This window comes from Sphingomonas hominis (assembly GCF_013328205.1).
In the GTDB taxonomy this organism is placed as follows: Bacteria; Pseudomonadota; Alphaproteobacteria; order Sphingomonadales; family Sphingomonadaceae; genus Sphingomonas; species Sphingomonas hominis.
Window position 1 is genome coordinate 60,337 of sequence record NZ_JABULH010000003.1, and the last position, 16,735, is coordinate 77,071.

20 protein-coding genes are annotated in these 16,735 nt (G+C 68.5%); 6 read left to right on the top strand and 14 right to left on the bottom strand.

The genetic code is table 11. From position 1 onward, the window contains the following. Positions 1–19 precede the first annotated feature (19 nt). Genes HRV97_RS08630 through HRV97_RS08650 form a run of 5 tightly spaced genes read right to left on the bottom strand, consistent with a single transcriptional unit; the run spans position 20 to position 5,110 of the window. Positions 20–763 carry a FliH/SctL family protein gene (locus HRV97_RS08630; protein ID WP_174193868.1) on the bottom strand — a complete coding sequence of 248 codons (744 nt, stop codon included), beginning with the start codon at positions 761–763 and terminating at the stop codon, positions 20–22. Beyond that, complete coding sequence (gene fliG / locus HRV97_RS08635) at positions 756–1,778, bottom strand: flagellar motor switch protein FliG (protein ID WP_174193869.1); 1,023 nt, start codon at positions 1,776–1,778, stop codon at positions 756–758. The genes HRV97_RS08630 and fliG overlap by 8 nt, the downstream gene beginning before the upstream one ends. After that, positions 1,775–3,463: a flagellar basal-body MS-ring/collar protein FliF gene (fliF, locus tag HRV97_RS08640; RefSeq protein ID WP_174193870.1), complete on the bottom strand. Its 1,689-nt coding sequence runs from the start codon at positions 3,461–3,463 to the stop codon at positions 1,775–1,777. Before fliF ends, fliG begins: the two co-directional genes overlap by 4 nt. A gap of 1 nt (position 3,464) precedes the next feature. Beyond that, positions 3,465–3,818 carry a flagellar hook-basal body complex protein FliE gene (gene fliE, locus HRV97_RS08645; RefSeq protein WP_174193871.1) on the bottom strand — a complete coding sequence of 118 codons (354 nt, stop codon included), beginning with the start codon at positions 3,816–3,818 and terminating at the stop codon, positions 3,465–3,467. Next, entirely contained in the window at positions 3,815–5,110 is a 1,296-nt protein-coding gene (locus HRV97_RS08650; RefSeq protein WP_174193872.1) for a sigma-54 interaction domain-containing protein, read from the bottom strand. Before HRV97_RS08650 ends, fliE begins: the two co-directional genes overlap by 4 nt. A 284-nt stretch (positions 5,111–5,394) precedes the next feature. Between HRV97_RS08650 and HRV97_RS08655 the strand changes: the two genes are divergently transcribed. After that, positions 5,395–6,234 carry a flagellin N-terminal helical domain-containing protein gene (locus HRV97_RS08655; RefSeq protein ID WP_174193873.1) on the top strand — a complete coding sequence of 280 codons (840 nt, stop codon included), beginning with the start codon at positions 5,395–5,397 and terminating at the stop codon, positions 6,232–6,234. 241 nt (positions 6,235–6,475) lie between these two features. Here the strand turns inward: HRV97_RS08655 and HRV97_RS08660 are convergent, their stop codons facing one another. The 9 genes from HRV97_RS08660 to HRV97_RS08700 all read right to left on the bottom strand — a co-directional run bounded on the left by HRV97_RS08660 (position 6,476) and on the right by HRV97_RS08700 (position 12,999). Then, on the bottom strand, positions 6,476–6,664 hold the full coding sequence (locus tag HRV97_RS08660) for a hypothetical protein (RefSeq protein ID WP_174193874.1): 189 nt from the start codon (positions 6,662–6,664) through the stop codon (positions 6,476–6,478). Positions 6,665–6,841: 177 nt separating this feature from the next. After that, the gene (locus HRV97_RS08665; RefSeq protein ID WP_174193875.1) at positions 6,842–7,603 is read right to left on the bottom strand and encodes a FliA/WhiG family RNA polymerase sigma factor; all 762 of its coding nucleotides are present in this window, start codon (positions 7,601–7,603) and stop codon (positions 6,842–6,844) included. Beyond that, positions 7,600–9,690, bottom strand: coding sequence for a flagellar biosynthesis protein FlhA (gene flhA, locus HRV97_RS08670; RefSeq protein ID WP_174193876.1), 2,091 nt, complete (start codon positions 9,688–9,690; stop codon positions 7,600–7,602). Before flhA ends, HRV97_RS08665 begins: the two co-directional genes overlap by 4 nt. Before the next feature lies 1 nt (position 9,691). Then, positions 9,692–10,558: a lysozyme family protein gene (locus HRV97_RS08675; protein WP_174193877.1), complete on the bottom strand. Its 867-nt coding sequence runs from the start codon at positions 10,556–10,558 to the stop codon at positions 9,692–9,694. Between the two features lie 84 nt (positions 10,559–10,642). After that, positions 10,643–10,954, bottom strand: coding sequence for a flagellar protein FlgN (locus HRV97_RS08680; protein WP_174193878.1), 312 nt, complete (start codon positions 10,952–10,954; stop codon positions 10,643–10,645). Beyond that, a complete protein-coding gene (locus HRV97_RS08685) occupies positions 10,941–11,228 on the bottom strand; it encodes a flagellar biosynthesis anti-sigma factor FlgM (RefSeq protein WP_174193879.1) in 288 nt (95 codons plus the stop codon). The genes HRV97_RS08680 and HRV97_RS08685 overlap by 14 nt, the downstream gene beginning before the upstream one ends. Before the next feature lie 69 nt (positions 11,229–11,297). Beyond that, positions 11,298–11,807, bottom strand: a complete 510-nt coding sequence (locus tag HRV97_RS08690; protein ID WP_174193880.1) for a flagella basal body P-ring formation protein FlgA — start codon at positions 11,805–11,807, stop codon at positions 11,298–11,300. After that, a complete protein-coding gene (locus HRV97_RS08695) occupies positions 11,804–12,340 on the bottom strand; it encodes a flagellar motor protein MotB (RefSeq protein WP_174193881.1) in 537 nt (178 codons plus the stop codon). The genes HRV97_RS08690 and HRV97_RS08695 overlap by 4 nt, the downstream gene beginning before the upstream one ends. Beyond that, positions 12,337–12,999 carry a MotA/TolQ/ExbB proton channel family protein gene (locus HRV97_RS08700; protein ID WP_174193882.1) on the bottom strand — a complete coding sequence of 221 codons (663 nt, stop codon included), beginning with the start codon at positions 12,997–12,999 and terminating at the stop codon, positions 12,337–12,339. Before HRV97_RS08700 ends, HRV97_RS08695 begins: the two co-directional genes overlap by 4 nt. Positions 13,000–13,234: 235 nt before the next feature. Here HRV97_RS08700 and flgB point away from each other — a divergent pair, with 235 nt between their 5' ends. From flgB to HRV97_RS08725, 5 genes are read left to right on the top strand one after another with little or no spacing between them, the layout of a single operon-like run. Then, entirely contained in the window at positions 13,235–13,585 is a 351-nt protein-coding gene (flgB, locus tag HRV97_RS08705) for a flagellar basal body rod protein FlgB (protein WP_174193883.1), read from the top strand. Between the two features lie 4 nt (positions 13,586–13,589). Next, positions 13,590–13,997, top strand: coding sequence for a flagellar basal body rod protein FlgC (gene flgC, locus HRV97_RS08710; RefSeq protein ID WP_174193884.1), 408 nt, complete (start codon positions 13,590–13,592; stop codon positions 13,995–13,997). Between the two features lie 2 nt (positions 13,998–13,999). Further along, on the top strand, positions 14,000–14,665 hold the full coding sequence (locus tag HRV97_RS08715; protein WP_174193885.1) for a flagellar hook assembly protein FlgD: 666 nt from the start codon (positions 14,000–14,002) through the stop codon (positions 14,663–14,665). Between the two features lie 30 nt (positions 14,666–14,695). Beyond that, positions 14,696–15,946 (top strand): flagellar hook protein FlgE, encoded by a 1,251-nt coding sequence (locus HRV97_RS08720; protein ID WP_174193886.1) that lies wholly within the window; start codon positions 14,696–14,698, stop codon positions 15,944–15,946. Between the two features lie 26 nt (positions 15,947–15,972). Further along, entirely contained in the window at positions 15,973–16,725 is a 753-nt protein-coding gene (locus HRV97_RS08725) for a flagellar basal body rod protein FlgF (RefSeq protein ID WP_174193887.1), read from the top strand. The last annotated feature ends 10 nt before the right edge of the window (positions 16,726–16,735 follow it).

Consider the following 16,735-nt stretch of genomic DNA (forward strand, 5'->3'; position numbering starts at 1 on the left):
GGGTGTCGGCCAGTTCGGATCAGGCGGGAAGCGCGACGCGGTCGATCGCGGCGGTCAGCTGGTCAAGCCACATCTCCGGCCCATCCTCGACGATCGTCGAGGCGGCCTCCATCACGAAGCTGCCGCGCGCCACATTCTCATCGCCGACCGCGAACACCGTTGCGGGCAGATGCCCGTCGAGCAGCGCTACATCCGCGGGGTGGACGCGCAGCATCGCTGACTCGCTCGCGTCAGCCAGCAGGTCGGTCGCCGCTTCGACCCGCCGCGCCAGCAGGTCGGCGGACACACCCGCCTCGCCGATCACGCGCGACACCAATGTCATCACGGTCGCGCGCAACCGCCCGGCAAGCAGGTCGCGGTCGAACCCGCTCGCCTGACCCAGCGCGGCGGCGAGTCCGGTCAGCATCGCCCCGTCCCGCGCCGCGGTTGCCGCCATCTCGGCGCGCGCCGCGGCGACACCTTCGGCGTAGCCCGCCTCGCGCGCGGTCTCGACCGGATCGATGAACGGCGTCGGCTCCGCGTCGGCGTCCATCGGGTTCCAGCCCGCGGTCGGGTCGACCTCGGGGGCCGCGGGGGAGAAATGCTTCGGTCCGCCGCCGAACGCTTCCTCGATCCGCGCGATCAGCTCCGCGGGCGTGAAGCCGCTCGGCCGGGTCGCGTGGCTGTCGGCGAGCGCCATCGCCGCGGCATCGCGACGCGACGGAAAGCCGACGACGAACCCGCCCGTGTCCGGCGCGCGCGTGGAGAAACTCGCCTCAGACATAATCGTCGTCGCCCGCACCCATCTGGATCGTGCCGTCTTTCGCCAGGTTGCGCGCGATCTGGATCATCGCCTTCTGCGCGTCGAGCACCTCGGACAGCTTCATCGGCCCGCGCGCTTCCATCTCGTCGCGGATGCCGTCGGCGGCGCGCGCCGACATGCAGCCGAGGAAGCGGTTCCGCGCGATCTCGTCGACGCCCTTCAGCGCGCGCGTCAGGATGTCGCCGTCGACGTTGCGGATCAGCGTGCCGAGGTTCTTGTCGTCCATCTCCAGCAGATTGTCGAAGACGAACATCGCTTCCTCGATTTGCTTGGCGACATCGCGGTCGAGCTTGAACAGCTTGGGCATGACGCGCTGCTCGGTCGCCTTGCGCGCGCCCTGCAGCAGCTTCGCCGCCTCGCGCGTGCCGCCCAATTGCAGCCCCTGGCTCGGCCCGCGTCCGGCACGCTTCGCCGATCGGTTGGCGATCATCTGGCGCAGCGTTTCCACCGCCTCGGGCGTGATCGGGCCGAGCTTGGCGATCCGGTGCAGGATGTCGGGCTGTGTCGCGTCGGGCAGCAGTTCGAGCACCTGGCTGCCGACCGCGGGATCGAGGTTGGCGATCAGCACCGCCGCAATCTGCGGATGTTCCTTTTCCAGCATCTGCGCGATTTCGGGCGCGTCGAGCCAGTCGAGCAGCTCGATCTCGCACGCGGCCTCCGCCGGTGTGATCCGCGCCAGCACGCTTTCCGCCTTCTCGGGCCCCAGCGCGCGGTTCATCACCGCGGCGACGTGCGGGCGCGGATCGAACGCGATGCCGTTGCGCTCGCGCGCGCGGCCGACGAAATCGTCGAGCACCAGCTCGACGTCCTCCTCGCTGACGTCCGCTACCGCGAACATCGCGCTGCCCAGCCGGCGGACCTCCTCGGGCTCCAGCTTCTGCAGGATCGCGGCGGCTTCCTCCTCGCCCACCAGCATCATCAGCACCGCGGCGCGCTCGACGCCGGTAAAGTGCCGCATCGGCAATTGCTCGCTCATGACTTGGCGTCCGCCATGATCATGTCACGCACCGCCAGCGCCGCGCGCGCCGGATTGTCGCGGGTGAAGCCGCGCACCGCGCCGATCTTCTCCTCGTAGCTGCGGCTCGCCGCGATCTGCTCCAGGCTGACCGGCGGCGCGACCGTGATCGCGGGATTGCCGTCGGCGTCGAGCGCGGGCGCCGCCACGCCGTCGCTGCCGACCGCCCCCGGTGCGGGAAGGGCAGGGGTCGCGTCCTCGCGCTTCTTCATCAGCACCTTGGCGATCGGACGCACGCCCAGCAGCAGGACGAGCAACGCGATGACGATCGCGGTCAGGTTGCGCGCCAGCACGGGCAGCCAGTTATTGTCGTACCAAGCGGGACCGTCCTTCGCCGCATCGTCGGCGCCGGCGAACTTGCGGCTGATCACCGTGACCTGATCCTGGCGGTTGCCGTCGAAGCCGACCGCGGACTTCACCAGGCTGTCGATCTGGCCGATCTCCATCGCGGTGCGGCGACCCTTGTCGGGGTCGCGCAGCAGCACCGCGACGCTCAATCGCTTGATGCTGCCGGGCGCCGCGCGCGTCACCGACACTTCCTTGCCCAGGTCATAGGCGCGCTGGAACGAGTCCGACTGCTTGTTCGCATCGGGCGCCGGGCCACCCGCGACCGCAGGCGTGCCGGGCACACCCGTCGCTGGCTGCGGCGTCGACAGTTGCGACGCGGGCGGGGGCGTGTTGCTGAGCGCGCCGGGGATGCCGCCGGGTGCCTGCGCGTTCGCCTGATTGCCGGTCCAGTTGCCGGTTTCCGCGCGCAGAATGCCGTTCTTGTCGTAGCTCTCGCGCGTCGCGCTGGTCTCGTCCATGTTGACGTCGGCCTGCACCTCGGCGGTGAAATTGCCTGCGCCGACCAGCGGGGTCAGCAACGCGTTCAACTGCTGGCGCACCTTGTCCTCGACCTGCCGCTGCACGCGCAGTCGCGCGTCGCCGCTGTCGTTGCCGCCGTCGCCCGACTTGCTCAGCAATGCACCGAGCTGGTCGACCACGGTGACGCTGTCGGGCTTCATCCCCGGCACCGACGAGGCGACGAGGTTGATGATCGAGGCGACCTGCGCGTCCGACAAGGATCGCCCGGCCTGCAACTTGACGACCACCGAGGCCGAGGGTGCGGCATTGTCGCGCACGAACACGGTCGATTCGGGCACCGCCAGATGGACGCGTGCCTCGGCAACCGCGTCGATCTCCTGGATCGAGCGGGCGATCTCGGTCTCGCGCGCCTGGCGCAACCGCTCGCCCTCGACCGCGCGGCTGACACCCATCGGCAATTGATCGAGGATCGCGTAACCGCCCGGCGCAGCCTTGGGCAGGCCTTGCCCCGCGAGCAGCAGGCGCGCCTTGGAATAATCCTCCTCGTTGACGGTCAGCGTGCCGGCACCATCGTCGATGTGGCTGGGAATATTCGCCGCGGTCAGCGCGCTCGTCACCGCCGCCTTGTCGGCATCGGGCAGCCCCGCGAACAGCGTTTTCTGCGGCGGCGTCGACAATGCCGACCAGGCGAGCCCGGCCGCGCCGATCAGCCCGACCATCAGCGCCATCGGACCCGCACGGCGGACCGCCGGCTGCGCGAGCGCGCCCTGGATCTGGCGCAGCGGGTTGGCGAACTTCTCGGGCATGAGATTATTGGCGGGAGCGAGTGCGTTGCTCATGTCAGACCGGCATGCTCATGATGTCCTTGTACGCGGACAGGATCTTGTTGCGGACCTGCATCGTCGCCTCGAAGCCGACTGATGCCTCTTGCCGGGCGAGCATCACCTTGGCGATGTCGATCGTCTCGCCGCGCTCGTACTGCTCCGACAAAGCGGAGGCGCGCTGCTGGCCGTCGTTCACCTTGGCGAGTGCGTTCTGCATCGTGTCGGCGAAGCTGGTCGGTGCCGCGGCGGCTTCAGGTGCCGCCGCCCCCGCGGCGGTGTTGGCGCGCTGCAACGCGCTGTTGCGCTCCAGGATCTGCGCCCTGAGCGCCATCACGCGGTCGACCCCGCCGACGCTGCCGATCGCGCTCATGCGCCGACTGCCCGGAGCGTGTTGGCCGACGCGAGATCGTCACCCTGCTCGCGCGCCTTGGCGAGGCGATAGCGCAGCGTCCGCTCCGAAATGCCGAGGCGCTTCGCCGTCTCGATCCGGCTGCCGCCGCACGCCGCCAGCGTTTCGCGGATCTTGGCGAATTCGCTGAGCTGCACGACCTGACCGAGCGTCGCGGGCTCGTCGGCCTGCTCGACCGGCGCGAGCACGACCGGCGCGGCGGCCGGGCGATCGAACAGGATGTGGTGCGCCTCGATCACGTCGGCGTTGCCCGCGAACAACAACGCGCGCTGGATCACATTCTCCAGCTCGCGCACGTTGCCCGGCCAGTCGTGCGCCATCAGTGCCGCGATCGCCTCGTCCGACGGCCACGGCACGGTGGCGCGGCTCCCCGCATGGCGCAGGATCATGGTCGCGGCGAGCGCGGGGATGTCCTGCGCGCGCTCGGCCAGCGCCTTGGTGGTCAGCGGAAACACCGACAGGCGGTAGTAAAGATCGGCGCGGAAGCGCCCGGCGGCGACCTCGGCCTGCAGGTCGCGGTTGGCGCACGCGACGACGCGCACGTCGACCGGCACCGGCTGCGTCGCGCCGATCGGCACCACCTCGCGCTCCTGCAGCACGCGCAGCAGCTTGGCCTGCAATCCCACCGGCATCTCGGCGATCTCGTCGAGCAGGATCGTGCCGCCGTGCGCCGCGCGGAAGAAGCCGTCGCCCGCCGCCGTCGCACCGGTGAAGCTGCCCTTCACGTGCCCGAACAGCATTGCCTCCAGCATCGTCTCCGGCAGCGCGGCGCAGTTGAGCGCCACGAACGGCCCATCACGGCGCGCTGAGTTCGCGTGGATGGTACGCGCCAGCACTTCCTTGCCGGTACCGGTCGGCCCGTTGATCAGTACCGTGATGTCGGCCTCCGCGACGCGCTCGGCGAGCGCCAGCAGCGCGAGGCTCTCGGGGTCGGCCGCGGTCGGCAGTTCAGGGCCGCCAATCAGCGCGCGGGCGAAGGCGTTGCCGACCGCGGCGTCGTCGTGCGCGTAGCTGATCCGCGCCGGCTGCCCGTCACGGAACGGCACGACCGTCGGCGCCTCGCCCGCGTCCGGCCGTGCGACGATCAGCGTGCGCGCCGGCACCGCCATCGCCTCGCCCTCGGCGACCAGATGCCCCGCACCCGGCTGCGCTCGCCCGCCCGGCAACTCCACCGCGAACCCCTGCGCGCGCAAGGACGACACGAGCGTCAGATGCTCGTTCATCACTCTCGCCGACGGCACGATCGAACGCATGAAATCGATTCCCTTGTTGGTGACCCCCTTTTGCCGCCCAATTGGTTAACGCCGGGTATCGTTGCCGCCGTTGCCGGCAGATTATTTCCGGGCGCGTTCGCTCGCGCGCGCGTGGTGTTCCCTTACGCGTAGGCGAGAGCGCGCGAGGCGGCGGCCGCTGTAAGCCGGTCTGCGATTTTGCGCGAAAAGTCGCTTAAGCCTGCCGCCGGGCGGTCGTTTGATGCGGTGACGGCCCGACGAAACGTGAAGCGGGCCCGGCAATCTCGATTGAAGGGGACTTCACCGTGACCGTAATCAACACCAACATTTCATCGCTGCGCGCAGCCAATGCTTCGATCTCGGCCGGCAAGGCGCTGTCGACCTCGATGGAGCGCCTGTCGACCGGCAAGCGCATCAATTCGGCGAAGGACGACGCAGCCGGCTTCGCAATCTCGCAGTCGATGACCTCGCAAATTCGAGGCATGAACCAGGGCATACGCAACGCCAACGATGGCATCTCCATGATGCAGACCGCCGACGGCGCGCTCGACGAAGTGACCAACATGCTTCAGCGTATGCGGGAACTGACGGTTCAGTCCGGCAATGGCACCTACAGCACAACCGATCTTGCAAACATCGGCACGGAAATGACCCAACTCGCCGGTCAGATCGACAGCGTACTAAAAAACACGACTTTCAACGGCGTTGACCTTTTCCCGACGACAGCAGCATCGAAACTGATCCAGGCTGGTGCAGAAGGAACGAACGCGATTAGCGTGTCGCTGTCGGCACCGACGATCACGGGGGTGGTGAGCGCAACAGGCACCTCCGTCATCGACGTGGCTACGCCACCTGCCGATGCAGCCGCCCAGACTGCCCGTATTAACGCCTTCGATACGGCCATTACTGCGGTGGCCACTTCACGTGCTACCTTTGGTGCGGTGCAGAACCGCCTTGAGTCTGCTGTCAACAACCTGACGACGAACGCGACCAACCTGTCAGACGCGCGCAGCCGGATCGAGGACGCGGACTTCTCGACCGAGACGACCGCGCTCGCCAAGGCGCAGATCCTCAGCCAGGCGTCGACCGCGATGCTCAGCCAGGCCAACCAGTCGGCGCAGGGCGTACTCAAGCTGCTCGGCTAAGCCCGATAACCTTCGGGTAGAACGAAGCCCCGGCGGCCACCCGACCGCCGGGGCTTTCGCTTATTCGCTGCTCGCGCGCGTTTTGCGCTGTCCTACACGCAACCGTCGATGCCAGGCACGGCGCGGCTCTTTCGCAGCATCCTATATATAGGTTCGCGGGCGCGCACGCGTAGGCGTGACCTTCGTGTGACCTTCCGCGCCGCTGACCCTGCACGCTGGCGGCGCAGGGCCATTCGGCACCTTATTCCCCGCCCTGCACGGTCAGGTCGTCGGTATCCATGTCGGTGCCGTCGTCATGCGCCGCCGTGTCGTCGTCATCCGCGGCCGGGCGACGCTCCGCCTCGTGGCCGAGCGGCACGCCGCTGGCATCCACGTCCCCGATCGGCAGTTCGGGCTCACGCTCGGTGTCTGGGCTGCGCTGGTCGGTCATCTGTCCATCTCCTTCGCCACCACGAACGCGCGGGCCGGGCAAAAGAAACCCCGCCGGCATGAAGGCGCGGGCGGGGTAAGGAACAGCGGTAGTCCGGGTTGAGTCATGGGTGACATCACTATCGTCACCCCGGACCTGATCCGGGGTCCCGCTTCTTGAAGGCGAGAGCCTGCCCGTTCAGCGGCGCAGCATCGCCTTCTTGAGCTTGGCGTGCGCCGCCGCCTTGATCTGGCAGACGCGCGCCGCGCCGACGCCCAGCACCTGGCCGATCTCGTCGAGGTTCAGCTCCTCGACGTGGTAGAGTTGGATCACCAGTTGCTCGCGCTCGGGCAGCGCGGCGATCGCGGCGACAAGGCAGTCGCGCTGCTCGGCGTCCGCCAGCTGCGTGAACGCGTCAGGCTCGTCGCTCGCGAACCACGGCTGATCGTCGGCGTAGACCTCATCGATCGACTCGTATTTGACCGCGTCGGCGCTGGCGTACTCGGCTCGCAGTTTCTCGATCGAGACGCCGATCCGCGTCGCCAGCTCGCGCTCGCTCGGCGCGCGGCCCAACTCGCTCGACAGCGCACTAGTCGCCCGCGCATATTCGCGCCGGCGCCGGATCGCGCCGCGCGTCATTGCGGCGTGGCGGCGCAGTTCGTCGATCATGCTGCCGCGCAGCCGCGTGGTCAGATATTGCTTGAACGTCACCTGCCCGCGATCCTCGAATGCTGACGCGGCCTCGACCAGCGCGACCAGCCCGACCTGGATCAGATCCTCGACCTCGACCGCGGTCGAGACCGAGCCATGGACGTGCCACGCGATCCGTCGGACGAGCGGCAGGTGCGCCTGCACCAGCGCCGCGTCGTCGCGCGCGCGTACGCGCGGACTATAAGTGAGGGGAGGGGCGGCAAGTGGCTGCGCATCGGCAAACGTGCTCCGCATCGGCTCGGCGCTCATGCCGCCAGCGCCTGCTGGTGGCCGACGTGCGCGGGCTGCGCGGCGCCGCCGATCACGGCGACGACCTCGACGGCCTTGTCCTCGGGTACTTCGAAGAAGCTCATGACTGGGGTATCCGGCAGAACGGTTCGAACGAGTTTGCGCACCGCGACGCGGATCGCGGGCTGGACGACGAGCGCGAAGGGCTTGGCCTCGGCGATCATCGGCTGCGCCGCGGCCTGGAGCGCATCGACGATGCGGCGGCCCAGATCGGGTTCGATGACGTGGCGGCGCGACGGGTCGGCGCGCATCGCCTGGCCGAGCAACTGCTCGAGCCCACCCTCGAGCGTCATGACGCGCAGCGGCTCGCGCACGCCCGCCAGCTTCTGGATGATGAGTCCGCCGAGCAGCGGCCGCGCCAGCTCGACGATCTCCTCGGCATTGGCGCTGTGCTGCGCGCAAGCCGAGATCGCGGCGGCGATGCGGCGGAATTCCTTGAGCGGGATGCCCTCGCCGAGCAGCGCGCGCAGCACCGCGGTCAGCGTGGTGAGCGGCAGCGGCTGCGGGCAGAGCGACGCGACCAGCTGCGGCGAGCGTTCCTTCAGCCCGTCGAGCAGCGCCTGCACCTCGTCCGCACCCAGCAGATCGGACGCATTGGCGCCGAGCGCGTGGTTGAGGTGCGTCGCGATCACCGTGCCCGCATCGACCACCAGGTAACCCTGTCCGGTCGCGGCATCGGCGTCGCCCGGCGCGATCCACGTCGCCTCCAGCCCGAACGTCGGATCCTTCGCCTTCTTGCCGTAGAGCTCACCGAAGCCCTGTCCGGTGTCGAGTGCCAGCATCTCGTCGGGCGAGACCTGATCCTCGCCGACGCACACCCCGCCCAGCATCAGTCGATAGGTGTAGGGCGCGAGGTTGATGTCGTCGCGAACGCGGACCTGCGGCACGACGAAGCCGAGTTCCTTCGACAATTGCCGGCGCACGCCCGTAATCCGCGCCATCAACGGCGCACCGCGGCGCTCGTCGACCAGCGGGACGAGGCCGTAACCGATGTCGAGGTTGACCATCATGCCCTCGGTCACCTCGTCCCAGCCGATCTTCGACAGATCGGGCGCTTCGGCGACCGCCACGGGCTCGGCGGGGGCAGGGCGCTTGGCGTTCTGGTTGAGCTTCCACGCGGCGAACCCGGCGATCGCGGCGATCGGCAGGATGACGAGGTGCGGCATGCCCGGCAGCACGCCCAGCAGCGTCAGGATCGCCGCCACCGGCGTCCAGGTGCGCGCCGATCCGAACTGGCTGCCGATCTGGCCGGCGAGATCCTTCTCCGACTTGACGCGGGTGACGATCGACGCGGCGGCGATCGACAGCAGCAGTGCGGGCACCTGCGCGACCAGCGCATCGCCGATCGCGAGCATGGTATAGGTCTGCGCCGCCTTGGCGATGCCGAGCCCGTGGCTGACCGGCCCCAGGATCAGGCCGCCGACAATGTTGGCGGCAAGGATCAAGAGGCCCGCAACTGCGTCGCCCTTCACGAACTTCGACGAACCGTCCATCGAGCCGTAGAATTCGGCCTCGGTCGCGACATCGATGCGGCGCTTCTTGGCCTCATCGGGCGTGATCAGGCCGGCGTTCAGGTCGGCGTCGATCGCCATCTGCTTGCCGGGCAAGGCGTCGAGCGTGAAGCGCGCCGACACTTCGGACACGCGGCCCGCGCCCTTGGTCACGACGATCAGGTTGATGATGACGATGATCGCGAACACGAACAGCCCGACGACATAGTCGCCGCCGATCACGAAGGTGCCGAACGCCTCGATCACGTGGCCCGCGGCCGACTCGCCCTCGTGCCCGTGGACCAGCACGACGCGGGTCGAGGCGACGTTCAGCCCGAGCCGGAACAGCGTCGCGAACAGGAGCACGGTCGGAAAGGCGGAAAAATCGAGCGGCTTCTCCGCGTTCAGCGCGACCATCAGTACGGCCAAGCTGATGGTGATGTTCATGATGAAGAACACGTCGAGCATCGCGGCCGGGATCGGCACGACCATCAGGACGACGAGCAGCAGGATCGCGGCGGGCAGTGCCGCCTGGCGTGCGTTGGCGAGCAGCTTCATCTCAGCGGCCTCCCATCGACGCGAGCATCAGATAGGCGAGGCGGGCATTGTCGGGGCTCGGCCGCAGCAACGACGCCTGGCTCGCCGCTTGACCCTTGACCTGGCCGAGCGTGGATCGCGCCCAGGACAGCGCATCGCTCGCGCTCTCACCCGCGCCGGTCACGACGGTCGCATCGTCGCCCATCCCAAGCGCCTGCGCGGCGAACTGCATCGTCGACAGATTGCCGGTCGCGGCGACGCCGCTGCCCGACGCGTCCGCGCCATCGCCCAGCTTGCTCGCGAAGCGCTGATACACCTCTGACAGCGACCGCGCGCTGCCGTCGCGCTCGAAGAAGACGTTACGGTTGGCGTGTGCGGCGGCGGGGAACAGGCTCGCAGCGTCGCGCCCCGGATTGCTCGCCATCGCCGACAGAAACTGTTTCGCGCCGCCAAGCCCGAGGAAATGCGCCATGTAGAGGTCGGTGCCCGTCGCGGTCCGCCCGGTCGCGCCCTCGATTGCGGCCTTGTTGTCGCTGGCGTGCTCGGCCGCCATCAGGCTCGCGACCTCGGGATCGTTGCGAAGACCTAGCACCGCCTCGCGATTGCCGCCCGCCACCACGTAGCGGCCGCCGACACGCTGGATGCTGTCCGCCGCCCAGCTCAGCCCGTGCTCGCCGCCGTGCTGCTTCATCACGCCCAGCCAGCTCTGCTCGATGAACTGGTACAATCCGCTCGCCGAGGAGGTGCCGGCGCGTGCGTTCGCGTTGAAGCCGCTCTCGAGCTTCGCCTGACCCATCAGGTAATCGAAATCGATGCCGGTACGCGCCGCCGCCCGCTGGATCGCGGAGGTGACGCGCTGGCTCGCCGAGGTGATTGCGGAAACGGTCATGCTGATCTGGTGAAGGCCCTGTTCTGAGCCGGTCGATCAGCAAGGGGCGTGCCAAGCGCGCCTCAGCGCGCCAGGCAATGCGTGTCAGGCGTAGGCGAGCTTGCCGCGGCCGTAGGCGCCGGCAGAGTCGCCGGACAGGACTTGCAGGCGGCGGCGAACATTTGCCGCCATCAGGTTGACGTAGATGCGGCAGGTGTCGTTCAGCCGGTCGGCCTCCTCGGCGAGCCCGCGCAGTTCGGGCGTCGCCGGGCCATCGCCCAGCGCCTGCAACGACTCGATCGCTTTCAGCTTTCCGCTTGTCGCGCGTTCCAGCCCGGCGACGTCGTTGGTCTTGAGCGCGGAGATTTCGGCGTGCAGCGCGTCGATCACGCGCACGAGGGCGTCACGACGCGTCATGCGACATCCATTCGTAGCGCGCGGCGATCAGCGCGTCGGCGACGCTGGCGGGCGACAGCGGATAGCGACCGCTCTCCACCGCGTCCTTGATCAGCGCAATGCGATCGACGTCGACCGGTGCCGAAGCGGCCATCGTCCGGGCGAGCGTCGGAGTCGGCACCGGTGCCTGCACGCGCGCGCTGGTTACCGCAGGCGCGGCCATCGCCACCCGCGTCACCGCGCCGATGCGCAGATCGTTTGCCTTGATCGTCGTCGGTTTGACCGATTCCACCATGTCCGCACCTGTTGGTCGTCGCTGACAAGCGAAGAAACGGCCGTTCGGCGGACAGGTTTAGGACTTTTTTCATTCGCTCCAGCCGGGCAGCGTCGCGCGGCCGGTGTCGACTGCCACCGCCTGCACCGGACGCGGCGTGCCGTCGACACGGACCATGAAGCGTGCGCCCGGCGCGGCATCACCGACCGCCACGCCCTCACGCGTGATCGAGAAGCCGTCGGAGCCTGCCTCGATCGTCACCGGATCGCCGCGGCGGATCACCGGCGGCATGGCCTTGGGCGTCATCGCCGCGCCCGCGCTCACCACCGCGGGCGTCGCTGCCGCGGCGCGCGGGGGTGCGAGTACGGGCACGAAGATGCGCCAATCGGGGCCTGCGCACGACACGACCACCGCATCGTGCGCCTCGCTGCGCCACGACAAGGCGACGGTCGAGCATTGCGCGAGCCGCAACCGAGGGTCGACCTGAGCACGCGCGCCGCCCTCGCTGCCGATCGGGCGCGCGGTGAAGGCGGCGACCGCGCGGTCGAGCGAAGCGGTGTTCTGAAACGCCGCGCCGGCGAGAAGCGAGAGAATGATCATCGTGTTCCTTCCTCGCCGACGAAGGCGAGCGTGATGAGGACGTGGCGCGCGCGTCGTGCGCCGTCCTCGGCGTTGGAAATCTGCGTGCGCTCGATCGGGACGCCGCGCGCGGCGAGCGCTGCGGCAACCGCGCGGGCGCGGTCGGTGGCGAGCAGCGCGGCGCTGCCGGTCGCGCGATCGGTATCGGCGGCACTGCCGTCGGTCGCGCCGGTGATGCGCAACGCGACCCGCGGATCGCGCAACTCGGCACGCGCCCAAGCGGCGAGCGCGTCGGGGCTGGCTGGCAGGGCCGCCGACCCCTGCGCGAAACCGCTCACCACCTCGGCGGCGACCGCGACCGGTGGCGGGGTCACACCCAGCCCGACCGCTACCGCGCGCGTGATCGCGCGCGGGTCGAGCTGCCGGTTCGCCTCCAGCAGCACGAAGAAGCCGACCAGCAGCAGCGCCAGATCGGCGAGCGTGATCAACCACAACGGCCGTGCGGGTGCGAAGGCGGGAAAGTCGTCTTCTCGCGTTGGAAGGTGAACCGTCATGCTGCACTCGCCCGGATCGGTGCGACGCTCATCAGCCGCGGCGCTTCGCGCGTCGCCAGCGCGATCAACGGCGCGACCAGCCGCTGCCGCTCGCTCGCCTCGACCCGCGCGGCCGCGCGCAACCGGGCCGCGATTGGCATCGCGATGAGATTGGCGACCAGCGCACCGTAGAGTGTCGCGAGCAGCGCCACCGCCATTGCGCCGCCGATCGCGGCGGGGTCGCTCATCCGCGTGAACATCACGACCAGCCCGACGAGCGTGCCGACCATGCCCATCGCGGGTGCTGCTTCCGCGGCGCCAGCCCAGCAATCCGCTGCCGCCAGGTGGCGCTCGATCCGGGCGCGTCGGCACGCGTCGAGCTCGGCGGCGATCACCTCGGGCGCGACGCCGTCGACCACGCCGGCAATGCCTGCCGCGACATCGGCGTCGGCGATCACGCTGCGGTCGAGCGCCATGGCGCCGTGCCGCCGCGCGATGCGATCCTGCGCGGTGATCTGTTCGAGCAGCGCCGTGGCCGAGAAACGCCGCCGGGCGAGCACGCGCAGCGCCGCCAGTGCACGCATCAGGTCCACCCAAGGCGTGCGTAGCGCGGTCGCCAGCATCGTGCCGCCGACGACGATGGCGAGCGCAACGGGATCGAGAAAGGTACCGGGAGTCATCGCGCTCGCATCCGCAAGCGCCGTGCCAATCCTGTGCGACCACACGTTGTGGTCACCGCAGCATCTCCGCCACGGCCAAGCGGCAAGCGCGCTTGCCGGCAACCGGCAATCGCTTGCCGCCCGCGCTGCCGTCTTGCGCCTCACAGCCCAACGCTCCTCCCGCAGCAGCGAATTGGCACGCGCTTTGCTGATGTTCCCGCGAGCGCCCTGGCGGCGCATCGCAGGAGGCAGTTACATGGCTGGCGACAGTCTGTTCGGGGTACACGGAAACGCATTGGAGGTGCGCGCGCAGCGCATGGGCGTGCTCGCGTCCAACATCGCCAACGCCTCGACCCCGGGCTTCAAGGCACGCGACGTCGACTGGAAGTCGGCGCTGGCGAGTGCGAGCGCGACCGGCAACGTCGACGCGGGCATCACCGCGCAGACCAAGTATCGCGTCCCCAGCCAGCCGAGCATGGACGGCAACACCGTCGAACTCGCCGGCGAGCAGACCGCCTTCGCCGAGAACGCGGTGCAATATCAGACCACGCTGTCGTTCCTGAACGGGCGCATCGGCCAGATCACCCGCGCGCTGAAGGGGGAGTAAGCGCATGAGCACGCCCGTCACCATCTTCCAGACCGCCGGCCGCGCGATGTCCGCGCAGCTGACGCGCATGAACACCAGCGCGTCGAACCTCGCCAACGCGGGCGGCATTGCGAGTTCCGCAGACGCCGCGTACAAGACGATCAAGCCCGTCTTCCGCACCAGCTATGACGCCGCCTCCGGGCTATCGACCGTCGATGTCGAGCGCATCGTCACCGCGGGCGAGACCCCGACCAAGCGCTACGACCCCGCTAATCCGATGGCGGACCGCGACGGCAACGTGTTCGAGGCCGCGGTGGATGAAACGCGCGAGCTGGTCGACATGATGGAATCGGCGCGCACCTACCAGAACAACGTCGAGGTGATGCAGACCGCCAAGTCGCTCATCATCGACACCCTCAAGCTGGGCCGCTGAGCATGACGACCATCACGAGCACGACGGCTAGCAACGCGGCCACGAGCGCGAACACCGCGCTCAAGGGCACCAAGACGACGCTCGATCAGGGCGACTTCCTGAAGCTGATGACCGCGCAGATGAAGAACCAGGATCCCTTCAACCCCGTCGACAACACGCAGATGGTCGCGCAGATGGCGCAATTCTCCTCGCTCGCCGGCATCACGCAGATGTCGACGACGCTGCAGGCGATCAGCGACAAGCTGGGTGCAACCACCACCGCTGACGCAGTCAGCTATATCGGCAAGACCGTGCTGACGCCGGGCACCACCGCCTATGCACGCACCTCGGGCGGGGTCGCGGGCGCGATCGAGCTGGGCGGGGCGGCGAGCGATGTCGGCGTCACGATCACCGACGCGAACGGCATGGTGCTGAAGAACCTGTCGCTGGGCGCACAGACCGGCGGCACCGTCTCCTACGACTGGAACGGCCGCACCGACGCCGGCGAGGACGCGGGCGCGGGTCCCTTCACCGTCAGCGTGGCGGCGTCGAACGAGGGGCAGGCGGTGTCCGCGACCAACCTCGTCTGGGCACCCGTCCAGTCCGTCTCCACCGCCACCGGGCAGACCGTGCTGACCGCACCGGGCCTGGGTAAAATCCCCGTCAGCGCCGTTCGCCAGATCGGCTGAGCCCTTTCCCCTTTCCTCGGAGCTACTTCCATGTCCTTTTACACCTCGCTTTCCGGCCTCCAGGCGGCACAGACCGATCTCTCGACGATCAGCCACAACCTCGCCAACGTCTCGACCAACGGTTTCAAGAAGTCGCGCAGCGAGTTCGCCGACGTGATGGCGTCGAACTTCACCTCCGATCCGCGTCGCATGGTCGGCTCAGGCGCGGTGCTGCAGCAGAACCGCCAGCAGTTCAGCGAGGGCAGCCTGCTGACGACGGGCAATTCGCTCGACCTGACGGTGGCGGGCGACGGTTTCTTCGCGGTGCGCATGCCCAATGCGGTCGGAACCCAGGCCTATACGCGTAACGGTTCGTTCTCGGTCGATCCCAACCGTTTCATCACCGACTCGCAGGGCAGCCGGTTGCAGGCGTATGCGGTCGAAACCGATGGTACCGTGCCCGCCAACAGCGCGGTCGGCGACGTGCGCATCCCGCTGAACAGCGGCGAAGCGGTCGCGACCGGTTCGGTGACGCTGCAGATGAAGCTGAACGCCGCCGCGACGCAGATCGCGGGCAATTTCAACGCCGCCGACGCGTCGACCTACAACACCGCGACCAGCAGCTCGATCATCGATGCGGCGGGCAATACGACCACGCTGACCAATTATTTCGTCAAGGATGCGCCGAACGATCCGTCGGGTGCGACATCGTGGACGATGTACAGCTACGCCGCGGGCGCGCCGCTTAACAACGGCAACGGCACCAAGGTGACGTTCGACGGCGACGGCAACATGACCGCGCCGATCGGTGCATTCGCATTGTCCACGACGCCGGCCGGTACCGCAGGGGCGGCGCAGCAGACGATCTCGCTCGACCTGACCGGCAGCACCGCCGCCAAGCAGCCGTTCGCGGTTGTGTCGCGCAGCCAGGACGGCCGCGCCAAGGGTGAATTCTCGGGCGTCGCGGTCGACGAATCGGGCATCATCACCGCCAGCTACTCGAACGGTGATTCCGTGAAGCTCGGCAAGGTCGCGCTGGCGAACTTCGTCAACCCGACCGGTTTGAAGCAGAACGGCGGCAATTACTGGACCACCACCGGCCTGTCGGGACAGGCGACGATGGGCACGTCGAACGAGAACGGCTTCGGCAAGCTGATGTCGGGAACGATCGAGGGATCGAACGTCGACATCACCGAGGAGCTGGTCAATTTGATCGCGGCGCAGCGCAACTTCCAGGCGAACTCGAAGGCGCTCGATACTGCGAGCCAGATCTCGCAGACCATCTTCAACATCCGCGCATAATCGAGCCGGCACAGGGAGCAGGATAGGTGGACAAGCTCGTCTATACCGCGGCGACCGGCCTGCGCGCGCAGATGGCGGCGCAGGCGGCGATCGCCAACAACATGGCGAACGCGTCCACCACCGGCTTTCGCGCCGACCGCGTCGTGTTCGACCGCATTACGCTGTCGGACGGCACCTCCGCGCTATCGGCACGCCAGCCGACCGCGGAGGAGGTGACCGACGCCGATCGCACGCCCGGCACGATCCAGCAGACCGGGCGCAACCTCGACGTCGCATTGACCGGCAACGACAGCTGGCTGGCGGTGCAGGCGGCGGACGGTTCCGAGGCGTACACGCGCCGCGGCGACCTGTCGGTCACGCAGTCGGGCACGCTGCAGACCGGCGACGGCTATCTGGTGATGGGGCAATCGGGTCCGATCACGATCCCGCCCTACCAGTCGCTGTCGATCGCGGGCGACGGCTCGATCTCGATCGTCCCGCTCGGCGCCGCCGCGACCGAGACCACGATCATCGACAAGATCAAGCTCGTTTCCGACAAGGGGTCGACCACGGTGAAGGGGCTCGACAACCTCCTCCACGTCAAGGGCGGCGGCAATCTGCCCGAGAACCTCGACGCGAAGCTCGCCTCGGGCGCGCTCGAAGGGTCGAACGTCGACATGACGAAAGCGCTGGTCGACATGATCGAGAACCAGCGCAGCTACGAAGTGCAGGCCAACCTGCTGAAAGAAGTCAAGTCGATGGACGAATCGAGCGCGTCGCTGATGCGGCTCCCCAGTTAGCTCCGGCTCG

Coding starts and splice junctions, on each gene's coding strand:
- HRV97_RS08660 (WP_174193874.1), bottom strand. CDS start 6,664: ATGACCGACCAGCGCAGCCCAGACACCGAGCGTGAGCCCGAACTGCCG.
- flgC (WP_174193884.1), top strand. CDS start 13,590: ATGAGCACGCCCGTCACCATCTTCCAGACCGCCGGCCGCGCGATGTCC.
- HRV97_RS08650 (WP_174193872.1), bottom strand. CDS start 5,110: ATGCGTTCGATCGTGCCGTCGGCGAGAGTGATGAACGAGCATCTGACG.
- HRV97_RS08700 (WP_174193882.1), bottom strand. CDS start 12,999: ATGACTCCCGGTACCTTTCTCGATCCCGTTGCGCTCGCCATCGTCGTC.
- HRV97_RS08680 (WP_174193878.1), bottom strand. CDS start 10,954: ATGACGCGTCGTGACGCCCTCGTGCGCGTGATCGACGCGCTGCACGCC.
- flhA (WP_174193876.1), bottom strand. CDS start 9,690: ATGAAGCTGCTCGCCAACGCACGCCAGGCGGCACTGCCCGCCGCGATC.
- HRV97_RS08630 (WP_174193868.1), bottom strand. CDS start 763: ATGTCTGAGGCGAGTTTCTCCACGCGCGCGCCGGACACGGGCGGGTTC.
- fliG (WP_174193869.1), bottom strand. CDS start 1,778: ATGAGCGAGCAATTGCCGATGCGGCACTTTACCGGCGTCGAGCGCGCC.
- HRV97_RS08685 (WP_174193879.1), bottom strand. CDS start 11,228: ATGGTGGAATCGGTCAAACCGACGACGATCAAGGCAAACGATCTGCGC.
- HRV97_RS08665 (WP_174193875.1), bottom strand. CDS start 7,603: ATGAGCGCCGAGCCGATGCGGAGCACGTTTGCCGATGCGCAGCCACTT.
- flgB (WP_174193883.1), top strand. CDS start 13,235: ATGGCTGGCGACAGTCTGTTCGGGGTACACGGAAACGCATTGGAGGTG.
- HRV97_RS08675 (WP_174193877.1), bottom strand. CDS start 10,558: ATGACCGTTTCCGCAATCACCTCGGCGAGCCAGCGCGTCACCTCCGCG.
- HRV97_RS08695 (WP_174193881.1), bottom strand. CDS start 12,340: ATGACGGTTCACCTTCCAACGCGAGAAGACGACTTTCCCGCCTTCGCA.
- fliF (WP_174193870.1), bottom strand. CDS start 3,463: ATGAGCAACGCACTCGCTCCCGCCAATAATCTCATGCCCGAGAAGTTC.
- HRV97_RS08715 (WP_174193885.1), top strand. CDS start 14,000: ATGACGACCATCACGAGCACGACGGCTAGCAACGCGGCCACGAGCGCG.
- HRV97_RS08690 (WP_174193880.1), bottom strand. CDS start 11,807: ATGATCATTCTCTCGCTTCTCGCCGGCGCGGCGTTTCAGAACACCGCT.
- HRV97_RS08720 (WP_174193886.1), top strand. CDS start 14,696: ATGTCCTTTTACACCTCGCTTTCCGGCCTCCAGGCGGCACAGACCGAT.
- fliE (WP_174193871.1), bottom strand. CDS start 3,818: ATGAGCGCGATCGGCAGCGTCGGCGGGGTCGACCGCGTGATGGCGCTC.